This window comes from Micromonospora sp. WMMD723 (assembly GCF_049863385.1).
Classification (GTDB): Bacteria; Actinomycetota; Actinomycetes; order Mycobacteriales; family Micromonosporaceae; genus Micromonospora; species Micromonospora wenchangensis.
In genome coordinates this window covers 3,020,378-3,044,564 of record NZ_JBMKNR010000001.1, presented here as the reverse complement: position 1 = coordinate 3,044,564, position 24,187 = coordinate 3,020,378, and the positions used below count along the sequence as shown (strand labels likewise).

The following is a 24,187-nucleotide window of genomic DNA, read 5'->3' as shown; positions in this document are numbered from 1 at the left end:
GTCAGCCTCCGGCCCGCCCGGCCACCTCACTCGCCCCACCCGCCGGTGCCGCGGCGGTCGGCGCGGCCTTGCCGGTGCCCGCCCGCTCGGCGGCGACGCTGTAGATGTCCGGCTCCAGATAGATCACCCGGGCGATCGGCACGGCCGCGCGGATGCGCGCCTCGACCGCGTTGATGCCCCGGGCGAGTTCCTCGGCGCTCTCCCAGGCCGGCACGCCGATCTTCGCGGCCACCATCAGCTCCTCCGGACCGAGGTAGAGCGTCTTCATGTGGATGATCCGCTCGACCTCGGGGCCGTCGGTGACGGCCCGCTCGATCGTCGCCAGGTCGGCCGGGTCGGCACCCTCGCCGAGCAGCAGGCTCTTCGTCTCGATCGCCAGCACGATCGCGATGATCACCAGCAGCACACCGATCATCGCGGTGCCCGCGGCGTCCCACATGCCGTTGCCGGTGATCAGCGTCAGCCCCACGCCGAACAGCGCGAGCACCAGACCGACCAGCGCGCCGAAGTCCTCCAGCAGCACCACCGGAAGCTCCGGCGCCTTGGCCCGACGGATGAAGTTCACCCAGGACTGGCTGCCCCGGGTGTGGTTCGACTCCTTGATCGCCGTACGGAAGGAGAAGCCCTCCATCACGATCGCGGCCAGCAGCACCGTCACCGGCACCCACTGCCACGCGGTGATCGGGTGCGGGTCGGCCGCCTTGTGCCACGCCTCGTAGAGCGCGAACAGGCCACCGAGGCTGAACAGCACGATCGACACGATGAACGCGTAGATGTAACGCTCCCGGCCGTACCCGAAGGGGTGCTCCGGGGTGGCCGCCCGCTTGGCCCGCTTGCCACCGAGCAGCAGCAGCGCCTGGTTGCCCGAGTCGGCCACCGAGTGGATCGACTCCGCCAGCATCGACGACGAACTGGTCAGCAGGAACGCGATGAACTTGGTGATGGCGATACCGATGTTCGCCAGCAGGGCGGCGATGATCGCCTTGGTACCGCCGTTCGCGCTCACTGGTTCGACAGCTCCTTCATCTCGGTGACGGCCGGAACGGCCATCGGGTCCAGCCCGTGGGCCAGGGCAAGATAGACCGACGCGAAGTCGGGCACCGCGACGAGGGAGGCGAGCCGTTCCAGCGCGGAGCCGCCCTCGGCGGTGACCACGTCGCAACGCACCCCGCGCCGCTCGGCGAGGGTCTGCACCGCGTCGGCACGACGCTCCTCGACGGCCAGCGGCTCGTCGGTGTCGTCGTCGGCGTTGAGGCCACCGTCACGCAGCAGCACCAGCCGCAGCCGGGTCGGGTCGGGCTCGACCTCGTCGGGGTCGGCGAAGATGTCCCGCGTCGACTCCACCAGACCGCCGAAGACGCCGTCGAGCAGGCCGACCCGGCCCCGACCGGCCTCACCCAGCGCCCCGGCGACCACCGGGTAGCGGGCGTTGGCCGACAGCGTGTCACCGAAACGGCGGGCCGCCACGGTGGCCAGCGGGGACGAACCCCAGACGATCGGGATCGACCCGGCCAGCCCGAGGGCCAGTGACTTCGCCGGGTTGACGAAGGACTCGGCGGTCGACCGGCACCGGTCGGCGTCGGCGTCCAGCCGGGCCGCCGTCTCGGCCAGATCCGCCTCGTTGACCTTCACCAGGCCGAGCGTACGGGCGGCGAGCAGAACCGGCACGGTGAGCGCCCAGAGGCTGGCCCGGGCCGGGGCACGACGGGGCACCGGGATGAACGGCGCCCGGGCCCGTTCGGCCACCGACTGCAACTGCGAGTCGGGCGCGCCCACCGCGACCAGCCGGGCACCCCGGCGGTGCGCGGCCTCGGCGGCGCCCAACGCCTCCGGGCTTCGGCCGGACGCGCTGACCGCGATCACCACGTCGGCCGCGCCGACCCAGCCGGGCACCCCGGCGCTGCGGTGCGGGATCACCGGCACCGGGCAGCGCGGCCCGGCGACCGTGGCCAGCACGTCCCCGGTACGCCCGGCGGTGCCGATGCCGGCGATGACGACCGCACGCGGGCGGCCCTCGTCCTCCAGCAGCGCCAGGTTGGCCTCGGCGGCCAGCGCGGCGGACTCCCGCACCTGTGCCCCTGCCGAGGCGGTGAAGCGCAGCATGCCGCCCGGGTCGTGGGCGGCGACCGCCTCCGGGTCGTCCAGGATCGACTCGTCGGCCACCCGCCGGCCGCTGACGCCGGCCGTTCCGTCCATCACCGCTGCGCCTCCGGCCCGCCACGAGCCTCGTCCAGCAGCAGCACCGGCACGTCGTCGCGCACCTCGAAGATGCGGCCGCACTGCGTGCAGGTGAGGGTCTGGGCCTGAGCGTCGTAGTCCAGCGGTGCGTGGTGTGTGTCCGGGCAGGCGAGGATTTCGAGCAACTGCGGGTCCAGGGCCACGGCGCGGCTCCTTCCACGTGTGTGGTCTGTGCCGGTCGGCGGTGCCGACCGGCGGAGGGGATCTTATCGGCGAACCCGCTCCAGCACCTCGTCGCGCAGCGAGGTCATCCGCTCCGCGGTCGGGCCCTCGACATTGAGCCGCAGCAGCGGTTCGGTGTTGGACGCGCGCAGGTTGAACCACGCGCCGTCGGGGAACCGCAGGGTGAGCCCGTCCAACTCGTCGACCTCCGCCTGCGGGTACGCCGCCCGCACCGCCGCGACCCGGGCGGCCTGGTCGGTGACCGTGGAGTTGATCTCGCCGGAGGCGACGTACCGCTCGTACCCGCTGGCCAGCAGGGACAGCGGCTGGGACTGCTCACCGAGGGCGGCCAGGGTGTGCATGGCGGCGAGCATGCCGGTGTCGGCGAACCAGAAGTCCCGGAAGTAGTAGTGCGCCGAGTGCTCCCCGCCGAAGATCGCGTTGGTCCGGGCCATCTCGGCCTTGATGAAGGAGTGCCCCACCCGGGCCACCACCGGCACGCCCCCGTGCTCGCGGATGATCTCCGGTACGGCCCGGGAGGTGATCGGGTTGTGGATCACCGTGGACCCCGGGTGCTTGGCCAGCTCGCGGGCGGCGACCAGGGCGGTGATCGCCGACGGGGAGACCGGCTCGCCCCGCTCGTCGATCACGAAGCACCGGTCGGCGTCGCCGTCGAAGGCCAGGCCGAGGTCGGCGGAGTGGGTCACCACGGCCCGCTGGAGGTCGACCAGGTTCCTCGGGTCGAGCGGGTTGGCCTCGTGGTTGGGGAAGGTGCCGTCCAGCTCGAAGTAGAGCGGCACGATCTCCAACGGCAGGGCCGGCAACGCCGCGTCGCCGAGCACGCTCGGCACCGTGTAGCCGCCCATCCCGTTGCCGGCGTCCACCACCACCTTGAGCGGACGGATGGCCGACAGGTCGACCAGTTTGCGCAGGTGGGCCGCGTAGTCGGGGAGCAGGTCACGCCGGTCGGCGGGGGCCGGCGACGCGGCGGCCGGCCGGGTGCCGGCGTCCAGCAGCGCCTGGGCGCGGGCCCGGATGTCGGCCAGGCCGCTGTCCTGACCGATCGGGCGGGCCCCGGAGCGGCACATCTTGATGCCGTTGTACTGCGCCGGGTTGTGACTGGCGGTGAACATCGCCCCGGGCAGGCCGAGCGCGCCGGAGGCGTAGTAGAGCATGTCGGTGGAGGCGAGCCCCAACTCGATCACGGCCCGCCCCTCGGCCCGCACGCCGTCGGCGAAGGCGGCGGCCAGCCCCGGGCCGGTGGCCCGCATGTCGTGCGCGATCAGCACGGCCCCGTCCGGCTCGCCGGCCTCGTCGAGCACCCGGGTGAGGGCGGCACCGAGGGCTTCGGCCACCCGCTCGTCCCACTGGTCGGGCACCGTCCCACGGACGTCGTACGCCTTCACGATCTGGGACAGGTCAGACACCGGTTTCAGCTCCTCGACAGGGGTCGTCAACGACCCTGAGCGTATCGGAGCGGTGGCGTCCGTCCCCTCCTAGCCGGGGAGCTCGGGCATGATCGTCGTCGCTTCGCCCCCGGTGGGGGCCGGTGACGCCGGCCGGCCCGGCACGGGCGGGCCGGCGGACGGACCGGACGGGACGACGGCCGGCGGGGGCGGCACCGCGGGTGACGGGGCCAGCGCGGCGGACGGCGGGGTCGGCGCGGCGGGTGGCGGGGTCGGGGCGGCGGACGGCGGGGTCGGCGCGGCGGGTGGCGCGGAGACCGGGCCGCCCTGGGCGGGTGGGACTGACGCCGGGCGGCTGCCGTACACCCCACCGGCCGGGCGCGGGGTGGGCGTCACCGTCGGATAGGCGGCCGGTGCCCCGTACAGGCCACCCGGGCGGGCGGGCACGGACGGCTGCGGCTGCGGCTGCCCGTACACCTGGCCGGAGGGGGCCGGGGCCGGAGCCGCCACCGCGCCGCCGGAGCGGTAGGTGGTCGGGCCGGGGTTGCGGGGTTGCGGCAGGACCGGAAGGTCGACCGGGTCGGCGGTCCGGCCCGGGTCGACCGCGGCCCGGTCGGCGCGGGACCGGAAGATCAGCAGGGCGATGAGCCCGGCACCCAGGATCACCAGGGCGATGCCGGCAAACATGGTCATGGATCCTCCGGAGGTCTCTGCGGCGGCGGTACCGGCCGGGCCGGCCGCCGGGGCGGCCAGCGCGGCCCCGGTGGTCGCCGCCGTCGGGGCGGGCGCGGACGTGGTCGCGTCGGGAGTGGGAGTGGGCTTCCTGGTCGGGGTGGGGCTCGGCGTCGGGGAGCCGGCGGCCCGTCCGCCGACCCGGGACGTGTCGGCGCCCCGGCCGATCAGCCGGCCGACCGCGGTCGTCGCCTCACCGACCACGTCCAGCCGGCCCGCCGGCGCCCCGGCGAGGAACGCCACCCGGTAGCGGACGGTGCTGCTCTTTCCCTTGCACAACGGTGGACCCGCCGACGAGGTACGGGAGACCTGGAGCACGCCGCCGCCACCGGTGACGGGCACAGTGGACCATCGCCCCCCGACACTCACCTCTACCCGAACCTGGTCCGCGCCAACCCCGGTCAGGCTCAGCCCCAACGCGGTCCGCAGCAGCACACACCCGTCGGTGCGTTTGCGCACCTCGATCACGATCCCGCCCGGGGAACCACCGGCGGAGAAGCCGCCCGAGGCCCGCACCCGTACCCCGTCCTCGTCCGCGTGGGCGGGGGGCGCACCGAGGGTCACCAGCCCGGCGAGCAGCGCACCGACGGTCACCACCCGCGCCGCCTGCCGACGCACGGACATCTCCCACCTCACCCTCCGCCCCGGCGGGGGCCGCCGGCCAGGTTACTACCAGCGCGACAGGGCACCCGGTGACAGAGCGTCCCGCCTGTGGGCCGCGTTACCCTCGACCCGGCCGCCCGGGTCGGCCGCCCCGCGCACCCCTCAGCCGGCGACGCGGGCCGGGCCGGTGGCGGCGGCGAGGGTCTCGCGGCAGAGCCGGTCGGCGGTACGGGTGGTCTCCGGCAGCCGGAACCGCGGGGTCAACGCGAGCACCTGCGCGACGGCGTTGTCCAGCCCCATCCGGTGCCCGACGCTGACGAACACCGGCTTCACCCCGTCCCGGGTACGCAGCACCCGGCCGACCACCTCACCGGCGTCGACCAGCTCGGCGGCGTCCCCCCGGCGCGGACCCGGCCCGGTCCACCCGCCGACCAGCGGGGTCTTGCCCACCCCGATCGCGGGGAGCCCGGTCACCACGCCCAGGTGGCAGGCCAACCCGAAACGGCGTGGATGGGCCAACCCGTGCCCGTCGCAGACCAGCAGCTCGGGACGGGTGGTCAGCCGGTCCAGGGCGGCCAGCAGGGCGGGCAGCTCACGGAAGGCGAACAGCCCCGGCACGTACCCGAACGCGGGCCGACCGACGCTGACCGCATGGTCCACCACCGTCAGGGTCGCGGTGTCGAGCACGGTCACCGCCGCGGCGAGCAGGTCGCCGTCCGGCGCGTACGCCACGTCGAGGCCGGCCACCGTCGCGGGCCGGCGCGGACCCGGCCCGACCAGGTCCACCCGGGGTCGCAACCGGTCCTGTACGGCCACCGCCTCGGCGACCGTCAACCCGGGCGACCCGGCGTCCCCGTGCTCCGGCCGTCCCTCCGTCTCAGCCGGGCTCACCGTCGCGTCCACCCTCCTTCTTCTTGTCGAAGGCACCGAAGGCGATGGCGAAGGCGATACCGATGGAGATCCCGAACGCCACACCGACGGCGTCCCGGAACATGATCAGCCCGATGACGATGCCGATGGCCATGCCCGACACCCAGGCGGTCGTCTGACGCTTCTTGGCAGCAGGGTCCGTCATCGCCCCACCCTAATCGGGCACCACCGGTCACGCGCTCCACCAGTCACCGGCACCGGGTGCCATCAGGCACCGACATCCGGATCAGCGGCGGGATCTCCGGCGGAATGCAGCGCCTCCTCGAACATGACGAAGCTCTTCCGTCTGATACCGCGCACCATCGCCTGTTCCCCTGGGGTGGGGTTGCGCCGCTCGCGCCGAGCTGAATCGAGAATCGCCGCCGCAGTCTCGTAGAGGGCGAACACGGGACCGTCGCCGGACAGGTAATTCGACCGGTATCTCTCCACGTCCTGCACGAACTCCTCAGCCGAACGCTTCGCAACCTCACCTGAAGCGGCGAAGAGCAGTTCGCCGAGGAGTTCATCCTCCCGACTCCAGCCGCCCGTCTCCATCACGACGCGCCACACCTGGGGCACCCCGCCCTCCGCAGCGACGACCTTCACAGGAGAGTCGTAATAGGAGTAGTAGGCGGGCAGTTCGATGCCCACACCCGCGCCCGACATCACGTCTCCCCGATCGTCGACACCAACGCTTGCCAGAACAGCCGTTGCTGCTCACGCAGGATGCCAGTCACGAGCGCCCACTCCACCCCGGTCATCGTCCTGCTGTCCTGCCGAGCAAGGCTGTCCAGGTCGCGACGAACCTCGTACAGGGCATGCTCCCAGACCGCCACCTCATCGAGGGCAGCCAGGTGCAGCCGGAACTCGGCGAGATGGCCGTTCGACATTTCCAGAACGAGCTGCACATCCCGGTAGCCGCTCTCCTGCGGGAGGACGAACCTGTCCTCGCAACGCACGATCCGGATTCCTGGGCGGTCGCACAGGCGATCGAGTGCCCGATAGAGATCACTGAGGGACCGGAACTCGATCTTCGCGCCGGCAAGGTCCCGTAGGAGGGAGACGTCACCCCGGTACTTTCGGACCTTGTCCTCGGCCCGTTGGCGGTCCTTGGGATGTCGCCTCCAACCGGCCGAGCCGACGACCGTATCGCCCTCATGCGCAAGGTCGATGGCGAGCCCGTTCAACTCTTCCTGCGCCACGACGGCGGCGGCATACAGCGAGTCGAGGTATGCGGAGCGGTAGTCAGGGTCCGCAACCCGTCGACTGTCGAACCCCGGTTGCCGCACGTTCTCACCGGGCGTAGCAGCACGTTCACTGACCCGCAACTGCTCCGCAGACAGCGGTGTCGGCAGCGGCACCGGCGGCTGCTCGGTGGGGATCCTCTCCACGCCCTGTGTAGTCATCTCGTCGAGCACCGATCCGAGAGCGTCGATCGCCGCCGGATGCGAGGCCAGGTGGTGCAGCGTCAAGGGACGGGCGGTCAGCGAGGTGGCCAGTTCGGGCATGGCCAGGATCATGCGGGCAAGGTCCGGCTGACACGCCAACTGCCGTAAGAGGGTGCCGGCGAGCGCCCGCCGCTGACCGTCGGAAGAGTCACGCCAGGTCTCGTCCAGCATCCGTACGACCCGCGGATCGCCGAGCAACCTCGCCGCGTCCGCCGCGTCCGCCGCGTTCAACTGTGGGACGAGCCGTCGGAGCATCGGGGCGTCGACGTGCACACAGATTTCGGCAGGGGACAGACCGGCATCGAGGAGCCCGCCGAGATCGGCACCACCGGACAACAGTGTCGAAATCCCAGCGGGGCGTTCAGGCGTGGGCCGCTGCGGTTCGTCGTTCCGGCGGGAGCCGGCGGGTCCCGGCGGTCGACCGAGGTCTTCCGACGCCTGGCCCGCCTGGTCGGCAGATCCCGGCCCGTCGAGGAGGTGGACGCGGTTGAGATAGGGGTCGCCGTAGCCCTGCTCGTCGTCCGGCACCGCAGGGTGGTCGGGCAGGTCGGGACGGACGCTGAAGCGTCCCCGCGCCAGCCCGCCCAACGGCATCGGCCGGCCGTCCCCGCCGAGGATCAGCGCGTCGATGCCGACGACGTTGTCAGGTCGTCGCCGGCCCGCGTGTCCGTAGAGCGGGCGGTCGTGCACCGTGCCCGCCTGGGGGTCGAGATAGAGCACCGTGCCGTTCTGGTTGAGCGCCACCCAGGCGTGCGAACCGCCGTTCTCCCACTCGGTGATCAGGAAGGCGTAGCTGCCGTGGCCGCCGAGGACGAGTTGGTCACGCAGGTTGCGGTAGCCGCGCTCGACCGACGTACGCAGGGCTGCCGGGCCCGGCCGGACACCCTCGTCGACAACAGCGAACAGCTTCTGGAACCGCCCGCCGGTGACCTCCTCCACCCGGCCGGGTCCACCGGTCTCACCGTTGACCGGACGCCGAACGTCGCCCTGCAGGTAGCCGTCGAACGTACGGGGTGCGGCCACCCTGGGCCGGCCGTGCAACCACGTCTCGTAGAGGGACAGGGTGCAGTCCAGGCAGTTGATGCCCCGGGTCGGATCGGCCTGCGGCCCTCCGTCGTTGGTCAGCGCGAACCAGCCGCCCTGCCGGGGATCGGCGGTACGCACGACGCCGCCGTCCGCAGTGCGGGGCATCTGCCGTTCGAGGTCGGTCTGGTGCAGCGCGAGGGGAGGACGTAGCCCGCCGAACTCCCCGTACCGGCGGGAACGGTCGATGGGCGGTGGATCGTCGTCGCCGGTCAGCGCCGACCTGTCCCCCGTCTCGACCGCACCACCGGCCAACTCGGCCACATCGTCGTTGATGCGGGAGAAGTCGGCAGAGTCGGCTACGAACACCGCCTCCGGAGCGATCCGGCCGGCCAGGATCTCTTCCGCGAGATCCTGGTAATGGTAGGCGTCACGCTCGGCCCGGCGGGCTATTCCGTGGAACCTCTCGGCCAGGTCCGGCCGACCCTCACGCTGGAGTTCGAACGCCTGACGGGCGGCACGTCTGGCGACCCCCTCGCGCCTTCGGGCCGTCTTCTGCCGGCGGGCTGCCGCGTCCGTGCGTCGCCGGTCCTCGAACCAGTGCCGCTGTGCTTCGAAGTAGCCCTGGTAGCGACGGCGCTCCAGCGCCTCCCGCTCGGCCGCCCACCTGGCCGCGTACCACCGTGGGGTTCGGGGGCGGGGTGGTTCGTCGTTCGCCGATGGTCCCGGGTCGTCGGGTCGTCCGGTGGTCGGGGAGGCCACGGGTCCGGGTGCCAGCGCCGCCAGGAGCGGAAACCGCCCGACCCGCTGCCGCCCGATGTCACCGTCGGCGGTGCCCGGTCGCTCCGGGGCGGTCGACGGGCCGTGCGGCCCGATGACCGGCACGCTGCTGGGCGGTGGGACCGTCGTCGGAGCCGGTCCCACCGGCGCACCAGCGGTCGGCGTCATACCCATCACGGGTGCCGGTGCCGCAGCGGCTCCTGTCGGTGGTCCGCCCGCCGTCGTCACGCCCCCGGCCGGATTGCCCTGGGCGGGGGCGGCAGCATGGGGCACCGCCGTGTCGACCGCCTCACCGGGTCGGCCTGCCGTGGCGGGGGAGGCAGCCTGATCCACCGCGATCGACGACAGTGTGGGGCTGTCGGGCACCGGGCCGGCGGAGACCGACGGTGTCGCAGCGTCGACCGCGTGCGGGGCGACGGGTTCGGGTCGGGCCGGAGGTGCCGGCGGGGTCGGCTCGGCCGGCGAATCGACCTGGCCTGCGGCAGCGGCCCGGTCGGGGCCGGCCGGCCCCGGTGGGTCACGGGGTGGCAGCGGCTCCGTTACCGCACCACCGGTCACGACGACCGGATCGGCCGGCATCGCCGGCCTCGGTGCGAGGGTGTCAGCGGGCGACCGTGCGAGGACGTCGGCGGACGGCGTCACCTGGTCACCGACCGGCGGAACGGGAAAGGCATCGGACGGCGGGGAGGCGGAACCGGCGAGCGCGGTCAGCCGCGCGTCGAGCCGGGCGCGCAGCGCGGCGTCCGCCTGCCCGGTCGCCGAGCCGGCGACCCCGGACACGGCGGCCCGGCTGGCGTCCTCCAGCGACGGCATCCCCTGACCGGTGGCCAGACCGGCCGCACCCTCCGCCAACACCTCACCGGTCATCTCGCGGCCGACGTGTTCACCGACCCGGGCTGCACGCCCGGTGGCGTGCCGTCCCAGGCCCGCCAGCGGCGCGACCGCTCCGCCGGCCAGTCCGCCGAGCGCCGACGCACCGAGATCGCCGAGGTCAAGGCCGTGTCGACGACCGGTGGAGTTCTGGTACGCCTGCGTCGCCAGGCTGACCCCGGCCTCCTGCCCGGCCTCGAACAGGCCCCCCTTGACCGCCCGCCTGCCGAGCCCGCGCATCCCCTCCCGCGCGACTTCCTTCGCAGCCCGCTCGCCGGCCTCCTTGAGGCCCTGCCGGAGCGCCTTCTTGGCCAGTTGGGCCAGTAACCGGCGGAAGATCTGCTGGATCACCAACCGGCTGGCGGTGACCGCCGCGCCTGCTGCGGGTGAGGCGGCCCCGGCGGTGAGCGCGGCGGCGACGGCGAGCGCGAGCAGTTCCGCGACCAGGATGCCGAGTTCGATCCACACCTCGAGCTTGGCGGCCTCGATGTCGCTGCCGCACTCCTCGACCAGCCGCCCCAGGTCGGCGCTGACCGCCAGCAGCACCGGCAACGGGGCCTCGTCACCCTCGGCCAGCCGCCGCCACGCCGCCTCGAACGCCTCCGGCACGGCCCCGGTGCCGCCGTAGCCGCTGCGTACCTCGGTGGCGGCGGCGATCGCGTCGGCCCGGGGGCCGGTCAGGGCACCCGCCACGGCGTACCACTGGTCGGCGAGGTCCCAGACGGCGCGTTCGTTTCCCTCCGGCCACTCGACCCCGACCACCCAGTCGAGCGCCTCGTAGGCCCAACCCGGCAACTCCCAGGGGCTGTAGTCGAGCGGGTGCGGAATCGGGCTCGGCAGCACACTCACGGCTTTCCCCGCAGGTCAGCGCTGACGGCCGCGCGGATCGGCCACCCCGTCGAGTCGCCGTCCGCTCGTCGTGTCCGTCCGGACGTTGGCGTCGACCGAGGTGACCACGTCCGCGCCGAGCCGCTCGAGGGACCGGCCGAGCCCGGCCCAGGCGCGCAGCAGAGTCTCCTCGTAGGCCCGGTAACTCCTGTCGAAGGCCGCGCCGATGTCGTCCCGACCCCACGGACGGCTGGCGCTGGCCCCGGCGATCTGCCCACCGAGCGCTGCCCGACGCGCCGACATCGACGCACCGGCCAGGTGCAGGTCTGCCCCGGCCCGTCGGGCCCGGTCGGGATCGAGCCAGAGGTGCCCCTCACCCATGCCGTTCCGCCTCCCGTCGGAGCACCGCGTCGGCACGCCCGAGCAGTGCGCCGAAATCGCCGGTACGCAGGAACTCCACCGATCCCGAACCGGCCGGCAGGTGCGCGGCGACCAGTTCCTGGGTGGCCGTGGTGGCACGGGCGCAGGCCCGCTGCACCGTCGTGGTGATCTTCCGGCTCAACGCGTGGTGATCGCGGTCCCGGTAGACGGCGGCGTCCAACTCCACCGAGATCAGCTCGCCGCGCGCCCCCACCGTGGCGGTGACCTGGCCGTCGTCCGAGCGTTCCGTGACCCGCAACTCCGCCAGTTCGGCACGCAGGTCGTCCACACCGGACCGCATCCGCTGGTACTGGCCGTACACCTCGTCGAACCGCGCCCGGAGCGCCTGGTTCGCGTCCCGGTCCACCCTTTCGGCCAACGCCATCCTCCCCCGTCACCGTCAGTCAGGCGAACCATACCGGGCGCCACGATCCCGTGGTGTCCGGTAGTTTCGGGCCGTGATCGATCGACGACAGGCCGAGCAGCTCGCCGACGTGTGGGCCCGCCGGGACTCGCAGCGCCTCGGCTACGAGTGCCGGCCCACGCTCGACGAGTTCGACCTGGGCTACGTGATCCGGTCGACCGTCGACCGCGCCGTCGACACGAACCCCGGTGACCTACCGACCACCGTCGTCGACAAGCAGACCGGCGAGGTCACCACCTGGCCCCGGGTGCCGGCGGCGGTGGTGCAGCAGATGTACCGGCGCAGCCGCCCCACCGGCACCCCGGCACCCCGCACCGTCGACCCGGCCAGCCTGCTGCTGCGCGAGATCCGACGGCTGCCGACGCCCGCCGCCGTGGCCCACCTGACCGTCGAGGGTCGCACCTACGTCGGGCACGGCGTCAAGGGGGACGTGCCGCTGCGGCACCACCCCCTCGTTCGGGCCTACCTGGACGAACTGCCCGCTGGGCACCTGGTCCGTGGCGGCGACCGGCATGCCGAGCTGGTAGTCGTCTCGGACGTCCTGCACGAGTACGACCATCGACGCGCCGCCGCCGGTCTACCCCCGCTGACCATGCGCGAGGCGGAGTCGCTGCTGACGGCGACCGGAATCGACGTGTTTCTGGTCCGCGAACCAGGCGATCCGGACGCCGGCCCGGCGGAACGTCCCTGCGACTCCTGCCTGAACTTCCTGGTGCACTTCGCGGTCGTCGGCTGGTCGGAACTGGCGTTCACCAGGCAGTGGCGACCAGAGCCCGCACCAGCCCCCGAACCTGACCGGTTCGTCGCAGAGGTTGCTCACGCGCTTGTCGAAGGGGGTTGGCAACCCACGTTCGGTGACGAGGGTCTGGCGCGAATGGCCATTCTGGAAGCCCACGAGCTGCGAAGAGGGCACCCTGAGATCCGTGCGGCGTTGGACACGTTGACCCGCTTCCCCTCGCTGGAGAGCAGCCGGCGCGGGCCCGGTCGGGAGGTGTGGATCTCCCGGTTCTCCGTCGACCCGGTGCACGCCGCGTACACCGCCGACACCTTGGCGGACTTCGGTGCCGTGCTCGGCGTGCGGCTCTTCCCGATCGGCGCGGGGCATCCGGACGCGATCCTGGCCGTGGACGACCGCGGCCGGGTCTTCGCGCTGGACCAGGCGGGCGAGTGGTTCCTCGGCGACGACATCGACGTCGCGCTGACCACCCTGCTGCTCGGCCTCGCCCCGCCCCGGGTCCGGGACGACGGCACCTGGTGACGAGGGAGGCGCCGGGGCTACAGCGGCATCCCGGTCAGCACCAGCACCCTCGGCTCGGTGTAGTCGTCCATCGCCGACCGCACGCCCTCCCGGCCAACGCCGCTGCCCTTGACGCCCCCGTACGGCATCTGGTCGGCCCGGTACGACGGCACGTCGCCGACGATCACCCCGCCCACCTCCAGCACCCGCGCGGCGGTGAACGCCACGTCGAGCCGGTGGGTGAACACGCCGGCCTGCAACCCGTACGCCGAGTCGTTGACGGCGGCGAACGCGGCGTCGTCGGTCTCCACCGACGCCACCACCAGCACCGGCCCGAAGACCTCCTCCGCGCGGACCTTCGCCGACGGCGGCACCCCGGTCAGCACGGTGGGTGGATAGCTGGCGCCGTCGCGGCGGCCCCCGACCTCGACGGTGGCCCCGGCGGCGACGGCCTCGTCGACCCACGTCTCGACCCGGCGGGCGGCCTCGACGGAGACCAGCGGCCCGACGTCGGTCGACCCGGCGGTCGGGTCGCCGGTGCGCAGTGCCCGCACGGCGGCGACCAGCCGGGGCAGGAAGGCGGCGTAGCGTCGCTCGTGCACGAGGACCCGCTGCACGGCGATGCAGGACTGCCCGGCCTGGTAGTTGCCGAAGGTGGCGATCCGTCGGGCGGCGAAATCCAGGTCGGCGTCGGACGACCAGTCGGCGCAGATCACCGCCGCCGCGTTGCCGCCGAGTTCCAGGGTGACGTGCTTGGCCGGCACCTGACGGCGGATCTGCGCCCCGACCGGCCCGGAGCCGGTGAACGACACCACCGGCAGCCGGGGGTCGTCGACCAGGGCGGCGGTGCGGTCGTTGGGCAGCGGCAGTACCGACACCATGCCGGCCGGCAGGTCCGTGCCGGCGAGGATCCCGCCGAGCAGCAGCGCGGACAGCGGTGTCGCCGGGGCCGGCTTCACGATGATCGGCGCACCGACCGCGAGGGCCGGGGCGACCTTGTGGGCCACCAGGTTGAGCGGGAAGTTGAACGGGGTGATGCCGAGCACCGGCCCCCGGGGCACCCGCCGGACCAGGGCGATCCGGCCGGTCGCGGCGGGGTCGGTGTCGAGCCGCTGCAACTCGCCGGAGAACCGTCGGGCCTCCTCGGCCGCCCAGCGGAACGTGGACACCGCCCGGCCCACCTCGGCCCGCGCCCAGGTGACCGGCTTGCCGTTCTCGGCGGTGATCAGGTCGGCCACCTCGGCCGCCCGGGCGGCGAGTTCCCGGGACACGTGGTCCAGGGCCGCCGCCCGGACGTGCGCGGGCAGCGCCGCGGCCTCCGCCGCCACCCGGGCCGCCGCGGCGACGGCGGCCTCGACCTGGTCGGGCGTGGCCCAACTGGTACGCCCCACCACCCGACCGTCGTACGGGTGGGTGACGGTCACCTCGTTGTCGCCGTGGACGGCCCGACCGGCGACCCAGAACGCTCTCGGTTCCACGTCGGCAGCGTAGACGACAGGCAGTCGCACGGAAACAGTCGCCCAAGCCCTTGTCTGCCGCGAATTCAGTAGCCAAGATGGCAGTCAGACTGCGATTACGTCCGCTGATTCCACTCCCAGCCACCCCTGGAGAGACCTCACCATGAGCGACCAGCAGCAGCTACGCAACTTCGTCGACGGCACGTACGTCGACCCGGTGGACGGCGGTCACGCTGACCTGATCGACCCCTGCACCGGTGACGTCTTCGCCCAAGCCCCCGTCTCCGGCGCGGCCGACGTGGACGCGGCGATGCGGGCCGCCGCGACCGCCTTCGAAACCTGGCGGGACACCACCCCGGCCGAGCGGCAGCGGGCGCTGTTGAAACTCGCCGACGCGGTGGAGTCCCGGGCGGCCGAACTGGTCGACGCGGAGGTGCGCAACACCGGCAAGCCGCGTCAGCTCACCGCCGAGGAGGAGCTACCACCGGCGGTGGACCAGTTCCGGTTCTTCGCCGGGGCGGCCCGGCTGCTGGAGGGCCGCTCGGCCGGGGAGTACCTGGCGGGGCACACCTCGTACGTGCGGCGGGAGCCGATCGGCGTCTGCGCGCAGGTCACCCCGTGGAACTACCCACTGATGATGGCGGTGTGGAAGATCGCCCCGGCGTTGGCGGCCGGCAACACGGTGGTGTTGAAGCCGTCGGACACCACGCCGGTGTCGACGTTGCTGCTGGCCGAGATCGCCGCCGAGTTCTTCCCGCCGGGGGTGTTCAACGTGGTCTGCGGCGACCGGGACACCGGCCGTACCCTGGTGGCGCACCCGACCCCGCAGCTCGTGTCGATCACCGGCTCGACCCGGGCGGGCATGGAGGTCGCGTCCGCCGCCGCGCCGGACCTCAAGCGGACCCACCTGGAGCTGGGCGGCAAGGCCCCGGTGGTGGTCTTCGACGATGCGGACGTGGCGGCGGCGGCCGAGGCGATCGCGACGGGCGGCTACTTCAACGCCGGCCAGGACTGCACCGCCGCGACCCGGGTGCTGGCCGGGCCCGGTGTGCACGACGACTTCGTGGCGGCCCTCACCGAGCAGGCCCGCAACACGCGCACCGGGGCCCCGGACGACGCCGACGTGCTCTACGGCCCGCTGAACAACGCCAACCAGCTCGCCCGGGTCAGCGGCTTCGTCGACCGGCTCCCCGATCATGCCGACCTGCACACCGGTGGCACGCGGGTGGGCGGGCGCGGCTACTTCTACTCTCCCACCGTGGTCTCCGGGGTACGCCAGGCAGACGAGATCATCCAGCAGGAGGTGTTCGGTCCGGTCATCACCGTGCAGCGGTTCACCGACGAGGACGAGGCGGTGCGCTGGGCCAACGGCGTCGACTACGGCCTGTCCGCCTCGGTCTGGACCCGCGACCACGGCCGGGCGATGCGGATGACCCGCCGGCTCGACTTCGGCTGCGTCTGGGTGAACACCCACATCCCGTTCGTCTCGGAGATGCCGCACGGCGGCTTCAAGCACTCCGGGCACGGCAAGGACCTGTCGGTCTACAGCCTGGAGGACTACACCCGGATCAAGCACGTCATGCACCACATCGAGGGCTGATCCCGTGAGCGCGAGGAGTGAGCCGGGTTTGCGAGCCCCGCAGTCGCGAACAGAAGACAGCCCCGTGAGCGCGAGGAGTGAGCCGGGTTTGCGAGCCCCGCAGTCGCGAACAGAAGACAGCCCCGTGAGCGCGAGGAGTGAGCCGGGTTTACGAGCCCCGCAGTCGCGAACAGAAGACAGCCGAGCGGTTTCCAGTGTGGAGCTGCACCGGCGGCGGGGTGCCGCCGTGGCCCGGGGCGTCGGCAGCGTGATCGACTCGTACGTGGACACCGCCAGCGGCGGCACGATCGTCGACGTCGAGGGGCGGGAGTGGATCGACTTCGCCGCCGGCATCGCGGTCACCAGCGTCGGCAATGCCGCCCCGCGCGTGGTGGAGGCGGTACGGGCCCAGGTCGAACGGTTCACCCACACCTGCTTCATGGTCGCGCCGTACGAGTCGTACGTGGCGGTCTGCGAGCAGCTCAACGCGCTGACCCCGGGTACCTTCGCGAAGCGCTCGGCGCTGTTCAACTCGGGTGCCGAGGCGGTGGAGAACGCCGTGAAGATCGCCCGGCACGCCACCGGACGGCAGGCGGTGGTGGTCTTCGAGCACGCCTACCACGGCCGGACCAACCTGACCATGGCGTTGACCGCGAAGAACATGCCGTACAAGCACCGGTTCGGGCCGTTCGCCGGGGAGATCCACCGGGTGCCGATGTCGTACCCGTTGCGCGACGGCGGGCTGTCCGGGACGCAGGCGGCGGCGCGGGCGCTGGATCTGGTGGACAAGCAGGTCGGGGCGGAGAACGTGGCCGCGCTGCTGATCGAGCCGATCCAGGGCGAGGGCGGTTTCGTCGTACCGGCGACGGGTTTCCTGCCGGCGTTGCGGGAGTGGGCGACGGCGGCCGGGGCGGTCCTCGTCGCCGACGAGATCCAGACCGGCTTCTGCCGCACCGGCGACTGGTTCGCCTGCGACCACGAGGGCGTGGTGCCGGATCTGGTCACCCTGGCCAAGGGCATCGCCGGTGGGTTGCCGCTGGCGGCGGTGACCGGCCGGGCGGAGCTGATGGACGCGGTGCACGTCGGCGGCCTCGGCGGCACCTATGGTGGCAACCCGATCGCCTGCGCGGCGGCCCTGGCCAGCATCGCCACGATGCGGGAGCTGGACCTGGCCGCCGCCGCACGGCGGATCGGGTCGGTGCTGGCCGAACGGCTGCGGGCCGTCGCCGCCCGTGACCCCCGGATAGCCGAGGTACGCGGCCGGGGCGCGATGCTGGCCGTGGAGCTGGTCCGGCCGGGCGGCCTGGTTCCCGACCCGGCCGCCGCCAGCGCCGTCTCGGCGGCCTGCCACGCCGCCGGCCTGCTCACCCTCACCTGCGGCACCTACGGCAACGTGCTGCGGTTCCTGCCGCCGCTGGTGATCTCCGACGACGAGCTGGCCCGTGGGCTGGACATCCTGGACGCCGCCTTCGGCTGACGTCAATGCCTCTGACGTGCGGGCCGCTGACGTCCAGGCTTCCGGCCGCCGCCGGGTGACAGGTGGCGCGCTCAGCGCACCAGCTCGACGAAGTTGCGGCGGATCACGTTCTTGCCCGGCTCCCGCAGCAACTCCATCGCGGCGGCGTTGAGCAGCACGCAACTACCCGACGGCCCACTCACCGACACCGTCGCCACCTTCCCGTTGTCCAGGTTCGTCACCCGCAACCGTGTCCCCACCGGAAACCTGTCACTCGTCGCGGCAGGCGCACCGGCCTCGGCGGAGAAGGTGACCGGGCCGGAGCAGATGCTCGGCCGGGCCGCCACGCCGGTCGCCGGTGGCGTCGGGCGCTGGGTCACCGGAGGCTGGGCGGCGCCGGGCCGGGTCTCACCGGGAGCCGGGGCGGCCGGCACGTCGGCACCGACCCGCTCGACCACGTTGCGCCGGATCACGTTCTTGCCCGGCTCCCGCAGCAGCTCCATCGCGGCGGCGTTGAGCAGCACGCAACTACCCGACGGCCCACTCACCGACACCGTCGCCACCTTCCCGTTGTCCAGGTTCGTCACCCGCAACCGTGTCCCCACCGGAAACCTGTCACTCGTCGCGGCAGGCGCACCGGCCTCGGCGGAGAAGGTGACCGGGCCAGAGCAGATGCTCGGCCGGGCGGACGTGGTGTCGGCGAACCCGAATCCGGTCCCCACCGCGACCACCGCCGTGGCGACCACCGCCACCCCCGCCGCCAGTACGTGCTTGCGCTGCACCTTCACCACGCCTCCCGTCGTCACCGTTGCCTGCACCGCCTGGTACGTCCCGAACCCGCCCCCCGTTCAACCCAACCCGCCGCCATCCCGCACTTCCGCTGTCGATCAAGGAGTTGTGGTGGCCTTTCCCACCCTTTGATACCGATTTCCGCCCGCCACAACTCCATGATCGGCTGGGCGGTGCGGGTCAGGGGTGGAGGAGGTGGGCTATCTGGGTGGTGATCAGGGAGGGGCGGCGGTAGAGGTCCCGGGCGGTGAAGTGGCGCATGCGCCAGCCGTGGGCCGCCAGCCAGTTCATCCGGGCGCGGTCGTGGTGGAGACGGTCGCGGTCGAGATGGGACAGGCCGTCGTACTCGATGCCGACCCGGGACCGTCGGTAGCCGAGGTCCAGTCGGTAGCGCCGGAAGCCCTCGTCATCCGACACCCAGATCTGCGGCTCCGGTGCCGGCAGCCCACCGTCGATCAGGACGAGCCGGAGCTGGCTCTCCTGCCGGCACTCCGACCGGGGGTCGGCGAGCCGCACCAGTTGCCGCGCCTGGTCGACGCCCCGCAACCGCGCGTGTCGGGCAAGCTCGGCAGTCAACCCCGCGGGGCGGCAGGCTCCCACCCGCAGGCACAGGTCGAGAAGGGGCAGCGCGTCCAACCGGGCGACCGTCCGGGCCAGGTCCACCGCGCACCGGTCCGCAGGCGCGCACGGCAGGCCGGCCACCAGGACCGGCTCGGGTACGGCAAGCACCGCCTGATGCACCACGACGCCCCGGATCCGCGGCACCCGCCCACCGGCGGGCACGATCACATGGAGATCGTCGCTGGGTACGGTCCCGAACCCGTGCAGGTGAGCAGCCGAATGGAAGCCGACGACCGCCCCCTCCGGAAGTCGACTCAGGAGCGCCTGCCACCGCACGCCCCGCTCACCCACCACCCCACCCACACCCCTCGGAGGCCACCCCCGCCCTGTCTCCCGACCCCTCCCCCACCCACCGCCCTCTCCCACCCCACCGACCTGGCCTGGCCCGCCGATCTCCCCCACCCACCGACCCGGCTCGGCCAACCCACCCCCACCCCGCCGACCCGGCTCGGCCAACCCACCCCCACCCCGCCGACCTGGCTCGGCCCACCGGTCTCCCCCGGCCCGTAGACACCCCGCGACCATCGGCGCAACTCCCCCGCCCCGACCGCCCGCCGAACCCCCTCCCGACTCCATCCAGCCGACAACAACTCCGAGTACCGAATCAGCCGCCCCGCCACACCCACCAACCCTGCCCACCACCCCACCTCCCCACCACCCCCTGTGGACAACCCCCCACCCCACCCACACCCCCACCACCCCCTTATCCACAACCCCCCACCCCACCCACTCGCCCGACCCATCCCGCACCACCCCCCAACCCTGTCGATCATGGAGTTGTGGTGCTGCATGAAAGTGATGCAACCCCACTAATCGCCCACCACAACTCCATGATCGATGGGCAGGGCGAGGGGCGCGAAGCCCGGGCGGGGTGGGGGCGCAAACCCCGGGCCAGTCGGGGGTCAGCGTTCTTCTATTGCCCACGGGGAGCCGTAGGCGGTGAGCAGGTCGAGGAAGGGGCGGGGTGGCAGCGCCTCCGGGCCGAGCACCCCGACCCCGGACCAGCCGCCGGTGGCGAGCAGTTCCAGTGCCACCACCGGGTTGACCGCGGTCTGCCAGACCACCGCCTGGTGGCCGTACTCCCGCATGGACCACTCGTTGTCGACCACGTGGTAGAGGTAGACCTTCCGGGGTCGGCCGTCGACGCCGGTGCCGGTGACGTACGTGCCGGCGCAGGTCTTGCCGCGCATCCGGTCACCGAGGGTGGCCGGGTCGGGCAGGCTGGCGGCGACCACGTCGCGGGGCGAGACCTGCACACCGCGCACCGACACCGGGGTGGTCGAGTCGAGGCCGACCTTGTGCAGGGCCCGGAGCACCTCGATGAACTCGTTGCCGAGGCCGTACTTGAAGGTGACCCGCCGCGCCCTGACCCAGCGCGGGATCAGCAGCACCTCCTCGTGTTCGACGTTGACGCACTCGACGGGACCGATGCCGGCCGGGAAGTCGAAGACCTCCGGTTCGCTGAACGGTTCGGTGGTGAACCAGCCCCGGTCCCGTTCCCAGATCACCGGCGGGTTGAGGCATTCCTCGATGGTGGTCCAGATGGAGAACGACGGGGCGAAGTCGTAGCCGTCGACGGTGAGGTTCGCGCCGTCCCGGATGCCGATCTCGTCGATGTCGGTGAACAGTTCGTCGGCGGCGTACCTGGCGAACACGTCGGACAGGCCCGGTTCGATGCCGATCCCGCACAGCGCCAGCCGACCGGCGTCCGCCCAGGTCGCGGCGGCGGCGAACTGCGCGTCACCGAGCTTCACCCCGGTCTCGGCGTACGGTCGGGCCGGGTGCGGGTGGGACAGCGACATCGCCATGTCCAGGTAGTCCGCCCCGGCGGCGAACGCCCCGTCGAAGATCGGCATGACGAAACGCGGGTCGACGGCGTTGAGCACGTGGGTGATCCGGTGTTCCCGGCAGAGCGCGGCGACCGCGTCCGCCGAGGCGGCGTCGACCCGGGCGGCGACGAACCGGTCGCCGTGCCCGGCGACGGCCCGCTCGGCCCGGATCGCGTCGTAGTCGGCGACGACGACGGTGTCGAAGAAGGAACGGCGGGCGGCGATGGCGACGGCGGCGGAGCCGACCCCGCCGGCGCCGACGAGCAGGATACGCATCAGGAATCGAACCCCAAACCAAGACGATCGAGCGTACGGAGCCAGTGCTGATGCCGGTCGTCGTGCGCGTACGCGTCGGCGCGGGCCGGCGACCAGCGGGTGAGGTGGATGTCGGCGGCCGGACGGGGAGGATCGGGGCGGTGGTGCGCATACCGGCCGGGCGTCGCCTCGACGAGCGCCCGGCCGGTATGCGGGAGGATCATGACGGTCCTGTCGCCCGTCGGCCGGTCACGTCGGCGACCGGTAGCGCGGCCCGTCGGGCCCGTCGACCGCGCAGCATGCTCAGCCCGACGAGCAGCAGCGCGATGCCGAACATCGCCGTGCCGATCACGTTGACCTGTGGGGGGATGCCCCGCTGGGCGGCACCCCAGACGTACATCGGGAAGGTGACGGTGGTGCCGGCGTTGAAGTTCGTCACGATGAAGTCGTCGAAGCTGAGCGAGAAGGCGAGCAGGGCGGCGGCGACGATGCCGGGCAGCACCAACGGCAGGGTGATCCGCCGGAACGTCTGCCACTCGCTGGCGTAGAGGTCCATCGCGGCCTCCTCCAGCCGCCGGTCCATCCCGGCGAGCCGGGCCTTGACCGTCACCACCACGAACGACACGCAGAACATCACGTGCGCGATGACGACGGTCCAGAAGCCCTGCGGCACCCCGGCGGAGACGAACAGGGCGAGCAGCGAGGTGCCGAGCACCAGCTCCGGCGTCGCCATCGGCAGGAAGATCAGCAGGTTGATCCCGCCGCGCCCCCGGAACCGGTGCCGGACGAGGGCGAACGCCATCAGCGTGCCGATCACCGTGGACCCGACGGTGGCGAGGAAACCGATCTGCACGCTGCGGACCACCGCGTCGCACATCTCAGGGGTGGCGCAGGGCTGCCGCCAGTTGTCCAGGGTGAACTCGTTGAAGTCGTACGACAGCCGGCTGGACGGCCGGTTGAGGGAGAGGCCGGCGACCACGGCGATCGGCAGGAACAGGTAACCGAGCACCAGCAGCGCGACGATCATCACCCACCGGTCGGCCAACCACCGCGACACCCTCATAGAACATCCTCCGTGCCGGCCCTGCGCAGGTAGACGAAGACCACCGCGAGGATCGCCGCCATCAGCAGGAAGGACAGGGCGGCCCCCTGCGGGTAGTCCAGCCGGACCAGGAACGCCGAGTCGATGACGTTGCCGATCATGTACTCGTTGGGGGTGCCGAGGAGTTCGGCGTTGATGTAGTCGCCGGTGGCCGGGATGAAGAACAGCAGCGTGCCGGCGGTCAGGCCGGGCATCGACAGCGGCAGGGTGACCGTGCGGAAGGCGTGCAGTGGGCCCGCGTACAGGTCGCCGGCCGCCTCCAGCAGCCGGCGGTCGAGCCGCTCCAGGCTCGCGTACAACGGCAGCACCAGGAACGGCAGGAAGTTGTACGTCAACCCGAGCACCACCGCGACGGGGGTGGCGAGCAGCCGCCCGTCCGGGCCGAGCAGGTGGACGTCGCGCAGCAGCCCGACCAGCACACCGTTGTCCGACAGGATGGTCTTCCAGGCCAGGGTGCGCACCAGGAAGCTGGTGAACATCGGGGCGACCACGCAGACCAGCAGCAGGTTCTTCCACCGGCCGGCCTTCTGCGCGATCGCGTAGGCCAGCGGGTAGCCCAGCAGCAGGGCCAGCACCAGTGCCGCCCCGGCGTAGCCGAACGACCTGGCGAACTGCGGCGCGTACGCCTGCAACGCCGCCGGATAGTTGCCGAACGCCCAGGTCAGCACGTACCCGGTGGACAGCGAACCGGTCGGGTCGTAGAGGCTGGCGGCGGCGAGCTGCACCAGCGGGACGACGAAGAACAGCACCAGCCAGGCCGCCCCCGGCAACAGCAGCAGGTACGGCAGCAACCGGTGCCGGCCCGGCCGGGCCGGTGGGGCCGCCCCCGACGCGGGCACCCCGCCGCCGAGCTGCGCCAGGGCGGTCACGACGGGACCTTGACCGGCTCGTCGAGCAGCGGCGTGGTGCGGTCGTCCTGGCCCGGCTCGCGGGGCAGCAGGAAGGCGTGCCGGGGGTCCCAGTGCGCCACCACTGACGCGCCGACCGGGTGTTGCCGGCCGACGCCGCTGTTCGCCGCGAACGCGGACAGTTCACTGCCCCACCCGGTGCGCACCAGGTACTGCGTGCTCACCCCCACGTACGACGCGTCGGTGATCACCCCCGGCACGTGCTGGTGGCCGGCGGGCACCTCGTCGGCGGCCCCGGCCAGGTGCAGCTTCTCGGGACGTACCCCCAGGTAGACCGGGCCCCGGTCGGTGCGGGCGCGGTCGACGGGCACCGAGAAGCGCGTGCCGTGCGCGGTGACCGGCACCTCGGGCCCGGCCGGGCCGGCGGCCTCGGCGGCGAGCAGGTTGGACTGGCCGAGGAAGTTCGCCACGAACGCGGTCGCCGGATACTCGTAGAGTTCGGCCGGGGCGCCGAGCTGCTCGATCCGCCCGGCGTTCATCACCGCGACCGTGTCGGCCATCGTCATGGCCTCCTCCTGGTCGTGGGTGACGTGCACGAAGGTGATGCCGACCTCGGTCTGGATGCGTTTCAGCTCGATCTGCATCTGCCGGCGCAGCTTCAGGTCGAGCGCGCCGAGCGGCTCGTCGAGCAGCAGCACCTGCGGGTGGTTGATCAGGGCTCGGGCCAGCGCGACCCGCTGCTGCTGGCCGCCGGAGAGCTGCGCGGGGCGACGCCTGCCGAACCCGTCGAGCTGGACCAGCGACAGCATCCGCCGGACCTGGTCGTCGACCTTGCGGATGCCCCGCCGCCGCAGCCCGAAGGCCACGTTCTCGGCGATGTCCAGGTGCGGGAAGAGCGCGTAGCTCTGGAAGACCGTGTTGACCGGCCGCTTGTACGGCCGCAGCCGGCTGATGTCCCGGTCGCCGAGGAGCACCTGCCCGCTGGTCGGCTCCTCCAGCCCGGCGATCATCCGCAGGGTGGTCGTCTTGCCGCAGCCGGACGCCCCGAGCAGGGCGAAGAAGGACCCCTGCGGGACGGTCAGGGTGAGCTCGTCGACGGCGGTGAAGATGCCGAACCGTTTGGTCAGGTCGATCAGCCGCAGGTCACCGGCGGGTGCTTCGTTCGCCATCC

The 24,187-nt window shown here is 72.6% G+C and carries 23 protein-coding genes and 1 pseudogene; 4 read left to right on the top strand and 20 right to left on the bottom strand.

What is annotated here, in order from left to right; translation table 11 throughout:
- Position 1 precedes the first annotated feature (1 nt).
- The 11 genes from ACN261_RS13920 to ACN261_RS13870 all read right to left on the bottom strand — a co-directional run bounded on the left by ACN261_RS13920 (position 2) and on the right by ACN261_RS13870 (position 11,804).
- Entirely contained in the window at positions 2 to 1,006 is a 1,005-nt protein-coding gene (locus ACN261_RS13920; RefSeq protein WP_421485686.1) for a cation diffusion facilitator family transporter, read from the bottom strand.
- On the bottom strand, positions 1,003 to 2,199 hold the full coding sequence (locus ACN261_RS13915) for an SIS domain-containing protein (protein WP_421485684.1): 1,197 nt from the start codon (positions 2,197 to 2,199) through the stop codon (positions 1,003 to 1,005). Before ACN261_RS13915 ends, ACN261_RS13920 begins: the two co-directional genes overlap by 4 nt.
- Positions 2,196 to 2,381, bottom strand: a complete 186-nt coding sequence (locus tag ACN261_RS13910; protein ID WP_088642951.1) for a Trm112 family protein — start codon at positions 2,379 to 2,381, stop codon at positions 2,196 to 2,198. Before ACN261_RS13910 ends, ACN261_RS13915 begins: the two co-directional genes overlap by 4 nt.
- Positions 2,382 to 2,444: 63 nt before the next feature.
- Positions 2,445 to 3,827, bottom strand: a complete 1,383-nt coding sequence (locus ACN261_RS13905) for a phosphomannomutase/phosphoglucomutase (protein ID WP_421485682.1) — start codon at positions 3,825 to 3,827, stop codon at positions 2,445 to 2,447.
- 69 nt (positions 3,828 to 3,896) lie between these two features.
- On the bottom strand, positions 3,897 to 5,162 hold the full coding sequence (locus ACN261_RS13900; RefSeq protein ID WP_425850410.1) for a hypothetical protein: 1,266 nt from the start codon (positions 5,160 to 5,162) through the stop codon (positions 3,897 to 3,899).
- 141 nt (positions 5,163 to 5,303) lie between these two features.
- Positions 5,304 to 6,032: an endonuclease V gene (locus ACN261_RS13895; protein ID WP_421485679.1), complete on the bottom strand. Its 729-nt coding sequence runs from the start codon at positions 6,030 to 6,032 to the stop codon at positions 5,304 to 5,306.
- A complete protein-coding gene (locus ACN261_RS13890; RefSeq protein WP_421485677.1) occupies positions 6,019 to 6,216 on the bottom strand; it encodes a hypothetical protein in 198 nt (65 codons plus the stop codon). Before ACN261_RS13890 ends, ACN261_RS13895 begins: the two co-directional genes overlap by 14 nt.
- A 62-nt stretch (positions 6,217 to 6,278) precedes the next feature.
- Complete coding sequence (locus ACN261_RS13885; protein WP_425850407.1) at positions 6,279 to 6,716, bottom strand: hypothetical protein; 438 nt, start codon at positions 6,714 to 6,716, stop codon at positions 6,279 to 6,281.
- A complete protein-coding gene (locus ACN261_RS13880; protein ID WP_425850405.1) occupies positions 6,716 to 11,020 on the bottom strand; it encodes a toxin glutamine deamidase domain-containing protein in 4,305 nt (1,434 codons plus the stop codon). The genes ACN261_RS13885 and ACN261_RS13880 overlap by 1 nt, the downstream gene beginning before the upstream one ends.
- A 15-nt stretch (positions 11,021 to 11,035) precedes the next feature.
- Positions 11,036 to 11,380, bottom strand: coding sequence for a hypothetical protein (locus ACN261_RS13875; protein ID WP_425850402.1), 345 nt, complete (start codon positions 11,378 to 11,380; stop codon positions 11,036 to 11,038).
- The gene (locus ACN261_RS13870) at positions 11,373 to 11,804 is read right to left on the bottom strand and encodes a YbaB/EbfC family nucleoid-associated protein (protein WP_363652643.1); all 432 of its coding nucleotides are present in this window, start codon (positions 11,802 to 11,804) and stop codon (positions 11,373 to 11,375) included. The genes ACN261_RS13875 and ACN261_RS13870 overlap by 8 nt, the downstream gene beginning before the upstream one ends.
- A 73-nt stretch (positions 11,805 to 11,877) precedes the next feature.
- On the opposite strand from ACN261_RS13870, the gene ACN261_RS13865 reads away from it, so the two are divergent.
- Positions 11,878 to 13,101: an SUKH-3 domain-containing protein gene (locus ACN261_RS13865; RefSeq protein ID WP_425850400.1), complete on the top strand. Its 1,224-nt coding sequence runs from the start codon at positions 11,878 to 11,880 to the stop codon at positions 13,099 to 13,101.
- A 17-nt stretch (positions 13,102 to 13,118) separates the two neighbouring features.
- Here the strand turns inward: ACN261_RS13865 and ACN261_RS13860 are convergent, their stop codons facing one another.
- A complete protein-coding gene (locus ACN261_RS13860) occupies positions 13,119 to 14,558 on the bottom strand; it encodes an aldehyde dehydrogenase family protein (RefSeq protein ID WP_425850398.1) in 1,440 nt (479 codons plus the stop codon).
- A 142-nt stretch (positions 14,559 to 14,700) separates the two neighbouring features.
- Here ACN261_RS13860 and ACN261_RS13855 point away from each other — a divergent pair, with 142 nt between their 5' ends.
- A complete protein-coding gene (locus ACN261_RS13855) occupies positions 14,701 to 16,137 on the top strand; it encodes a gamma-aminobutyraldehyde dehydrogenase (protein WP_425850395.1) in 1,437 nt (478 codons plus the stop codon).
- Positions 16,138 to 16,333: 196 nt separating this feature from the next.
- Positions 16,334 to 17,593, top strand: a complete 1,260-nt coding sequence (gabT, locus tag ACN261_RS13850; protein ID WP_425850393.1) for a 4-aminobutyrate--2-oxoglutarate transaminase — start codon at positions 16,334 to 16,336, stop codon at positions 17,591 to 17,593.
- 71 nt (positions 17,594 to 17,664) lie between these two features.
- Here gabT and ACN261_RS13845 read toward each other — a convergent pair whose 3' ends face one another.
- Both ACN261_RS13845 and ACN261_RS13840 read right to left on the bottom strand, forming a co-directional pair.
- Positions 17,665 to 18,378: a hypothetical protein gene (locus tag ACN261_RS13845; RefSeq protein WP_421485663.1), complete on the bottom strand. Its 714-nt coding sequence runs from the start codon at positions 18,376 to 18,378 to the stop codon at positions 17,665 to 17,667.
- 163 nt (positions 18,379 to 18,541) lie between these two features.
- Positions 18,542 to 19,150: an endonuclease domain-containing protein gene (locus tag ACN261_RS13840; RefSeq protein WP_421487007.1), complete on the bottom strand. Its 609-nt coding sequence runs from the start codon at positions 19,148 to 19,150 to the stop codon at positions 18,542 to 18,544.
- A gap of 51 nt (positions 19,151 to 19,201) precedes the next feature.
- Here ACN261_RS13840 and ACN261_RS13835 point away from each other — a divergent pair, with 51 nt between their 5' ends.
- Positions 19,202 to 19,492 carry a hypothetical protein gene (locus ACN261_RS13835; protein WP_425853676.1) on the top strand — a complete coding sequence of 97 codons (291 nt, stop codon included), beginning with the start codon at positions 19,202 to 19,204 and terminating at the stop codon, positions 19,490 to 19,492.
- 44 nt (positions 19,493 to 19,536) lie between these two features.
- Here ACN261_RS13835 and ACN261_RS13830 read toward each other — a convergent pair.
- The 6 genes and pseudogenes from ACN261_RS13830 to ACN261_RS13805 form a co-directional block, all read right to left on the bottom strand.
- Positions 19,537 to 19,725: pseudogene (locus tag ACN261_RS13830) on the bottom strand (hypothetical protein); the annotation flags it as partial.
- Positions 19,726 to 19,884: 159 nt separating this feature from the next.
- Positions 19,885 to 21,087 (bottom strand): saccharopine dehydrogenase family protein, encoded by a 1,203-nt coding sequence (locus tag ACN261_RS13825; RefSeq protein WP_421485661.1) that lies wholly within the window; start codon positions 21,085 to 21,087, stop codon positions 19,885 to 19,887.
- The gene (locus ACN261_RS13820; protein ID WP_421485659.1) at positions 21,087 to 21,290 is read right to left on the bottom strand and encodes a hypothetical protein; all 204 of its coding nucleotides are present in this window, start codon (positions 21,288 to 21,290) and stop codon (positions 21,087 to 21,089) included. Before ACN261_RS13820 ends, ACN261_RS13825 begins: the two co-directional genes overlap by 1 nt.
- Positions 21,287 to 22,129 (bottom strand): ABC transporter permease, encoded by an 843-nt coding sequence (locus tag ACN261_RS13815; RefSeq protein ID WP_363652629.1) that lies wholly within the window; start codon positions 22,127 to 22,129, stop codon positions 21,287 to 21,289. The genes ACN261_RS13820 and ACN261_RS13815 overlap by 4 nt, the downstream gene beginning before the upstream one ends.
- The gene (locus ACN261_RS13810) at positions 22,126 to 23,028 is read right to left on the bottom strand and encodes an ABC transporter permease (protein ID WP_425853597.1); all 903 of its coding nucleotides are present in this window, start codon (positions 23,026 to 23,028) and stop codon (positions 22,126 to 22,128) included. Before ACN261_RS13810 ends, ACN261_RS13815 begins: the two co-directional genes overlap by 4 nt.
- Positions 23,029 to 23,033: 5 nt before the next feature.
- Complete coding sequence (locus tag ACN261_RS13805; protein ID WP_421485656.1) at positions 23,034 to 24,185, bottom strand: ABC transporter ATP-binding protein; 1,152 nt, start codon at positions 24,183 to 24,185, stop codon at positions 23,034 to 23,036.
- Positions 24,186 to 24,187 lie beyond the last annotated feature (2 nt).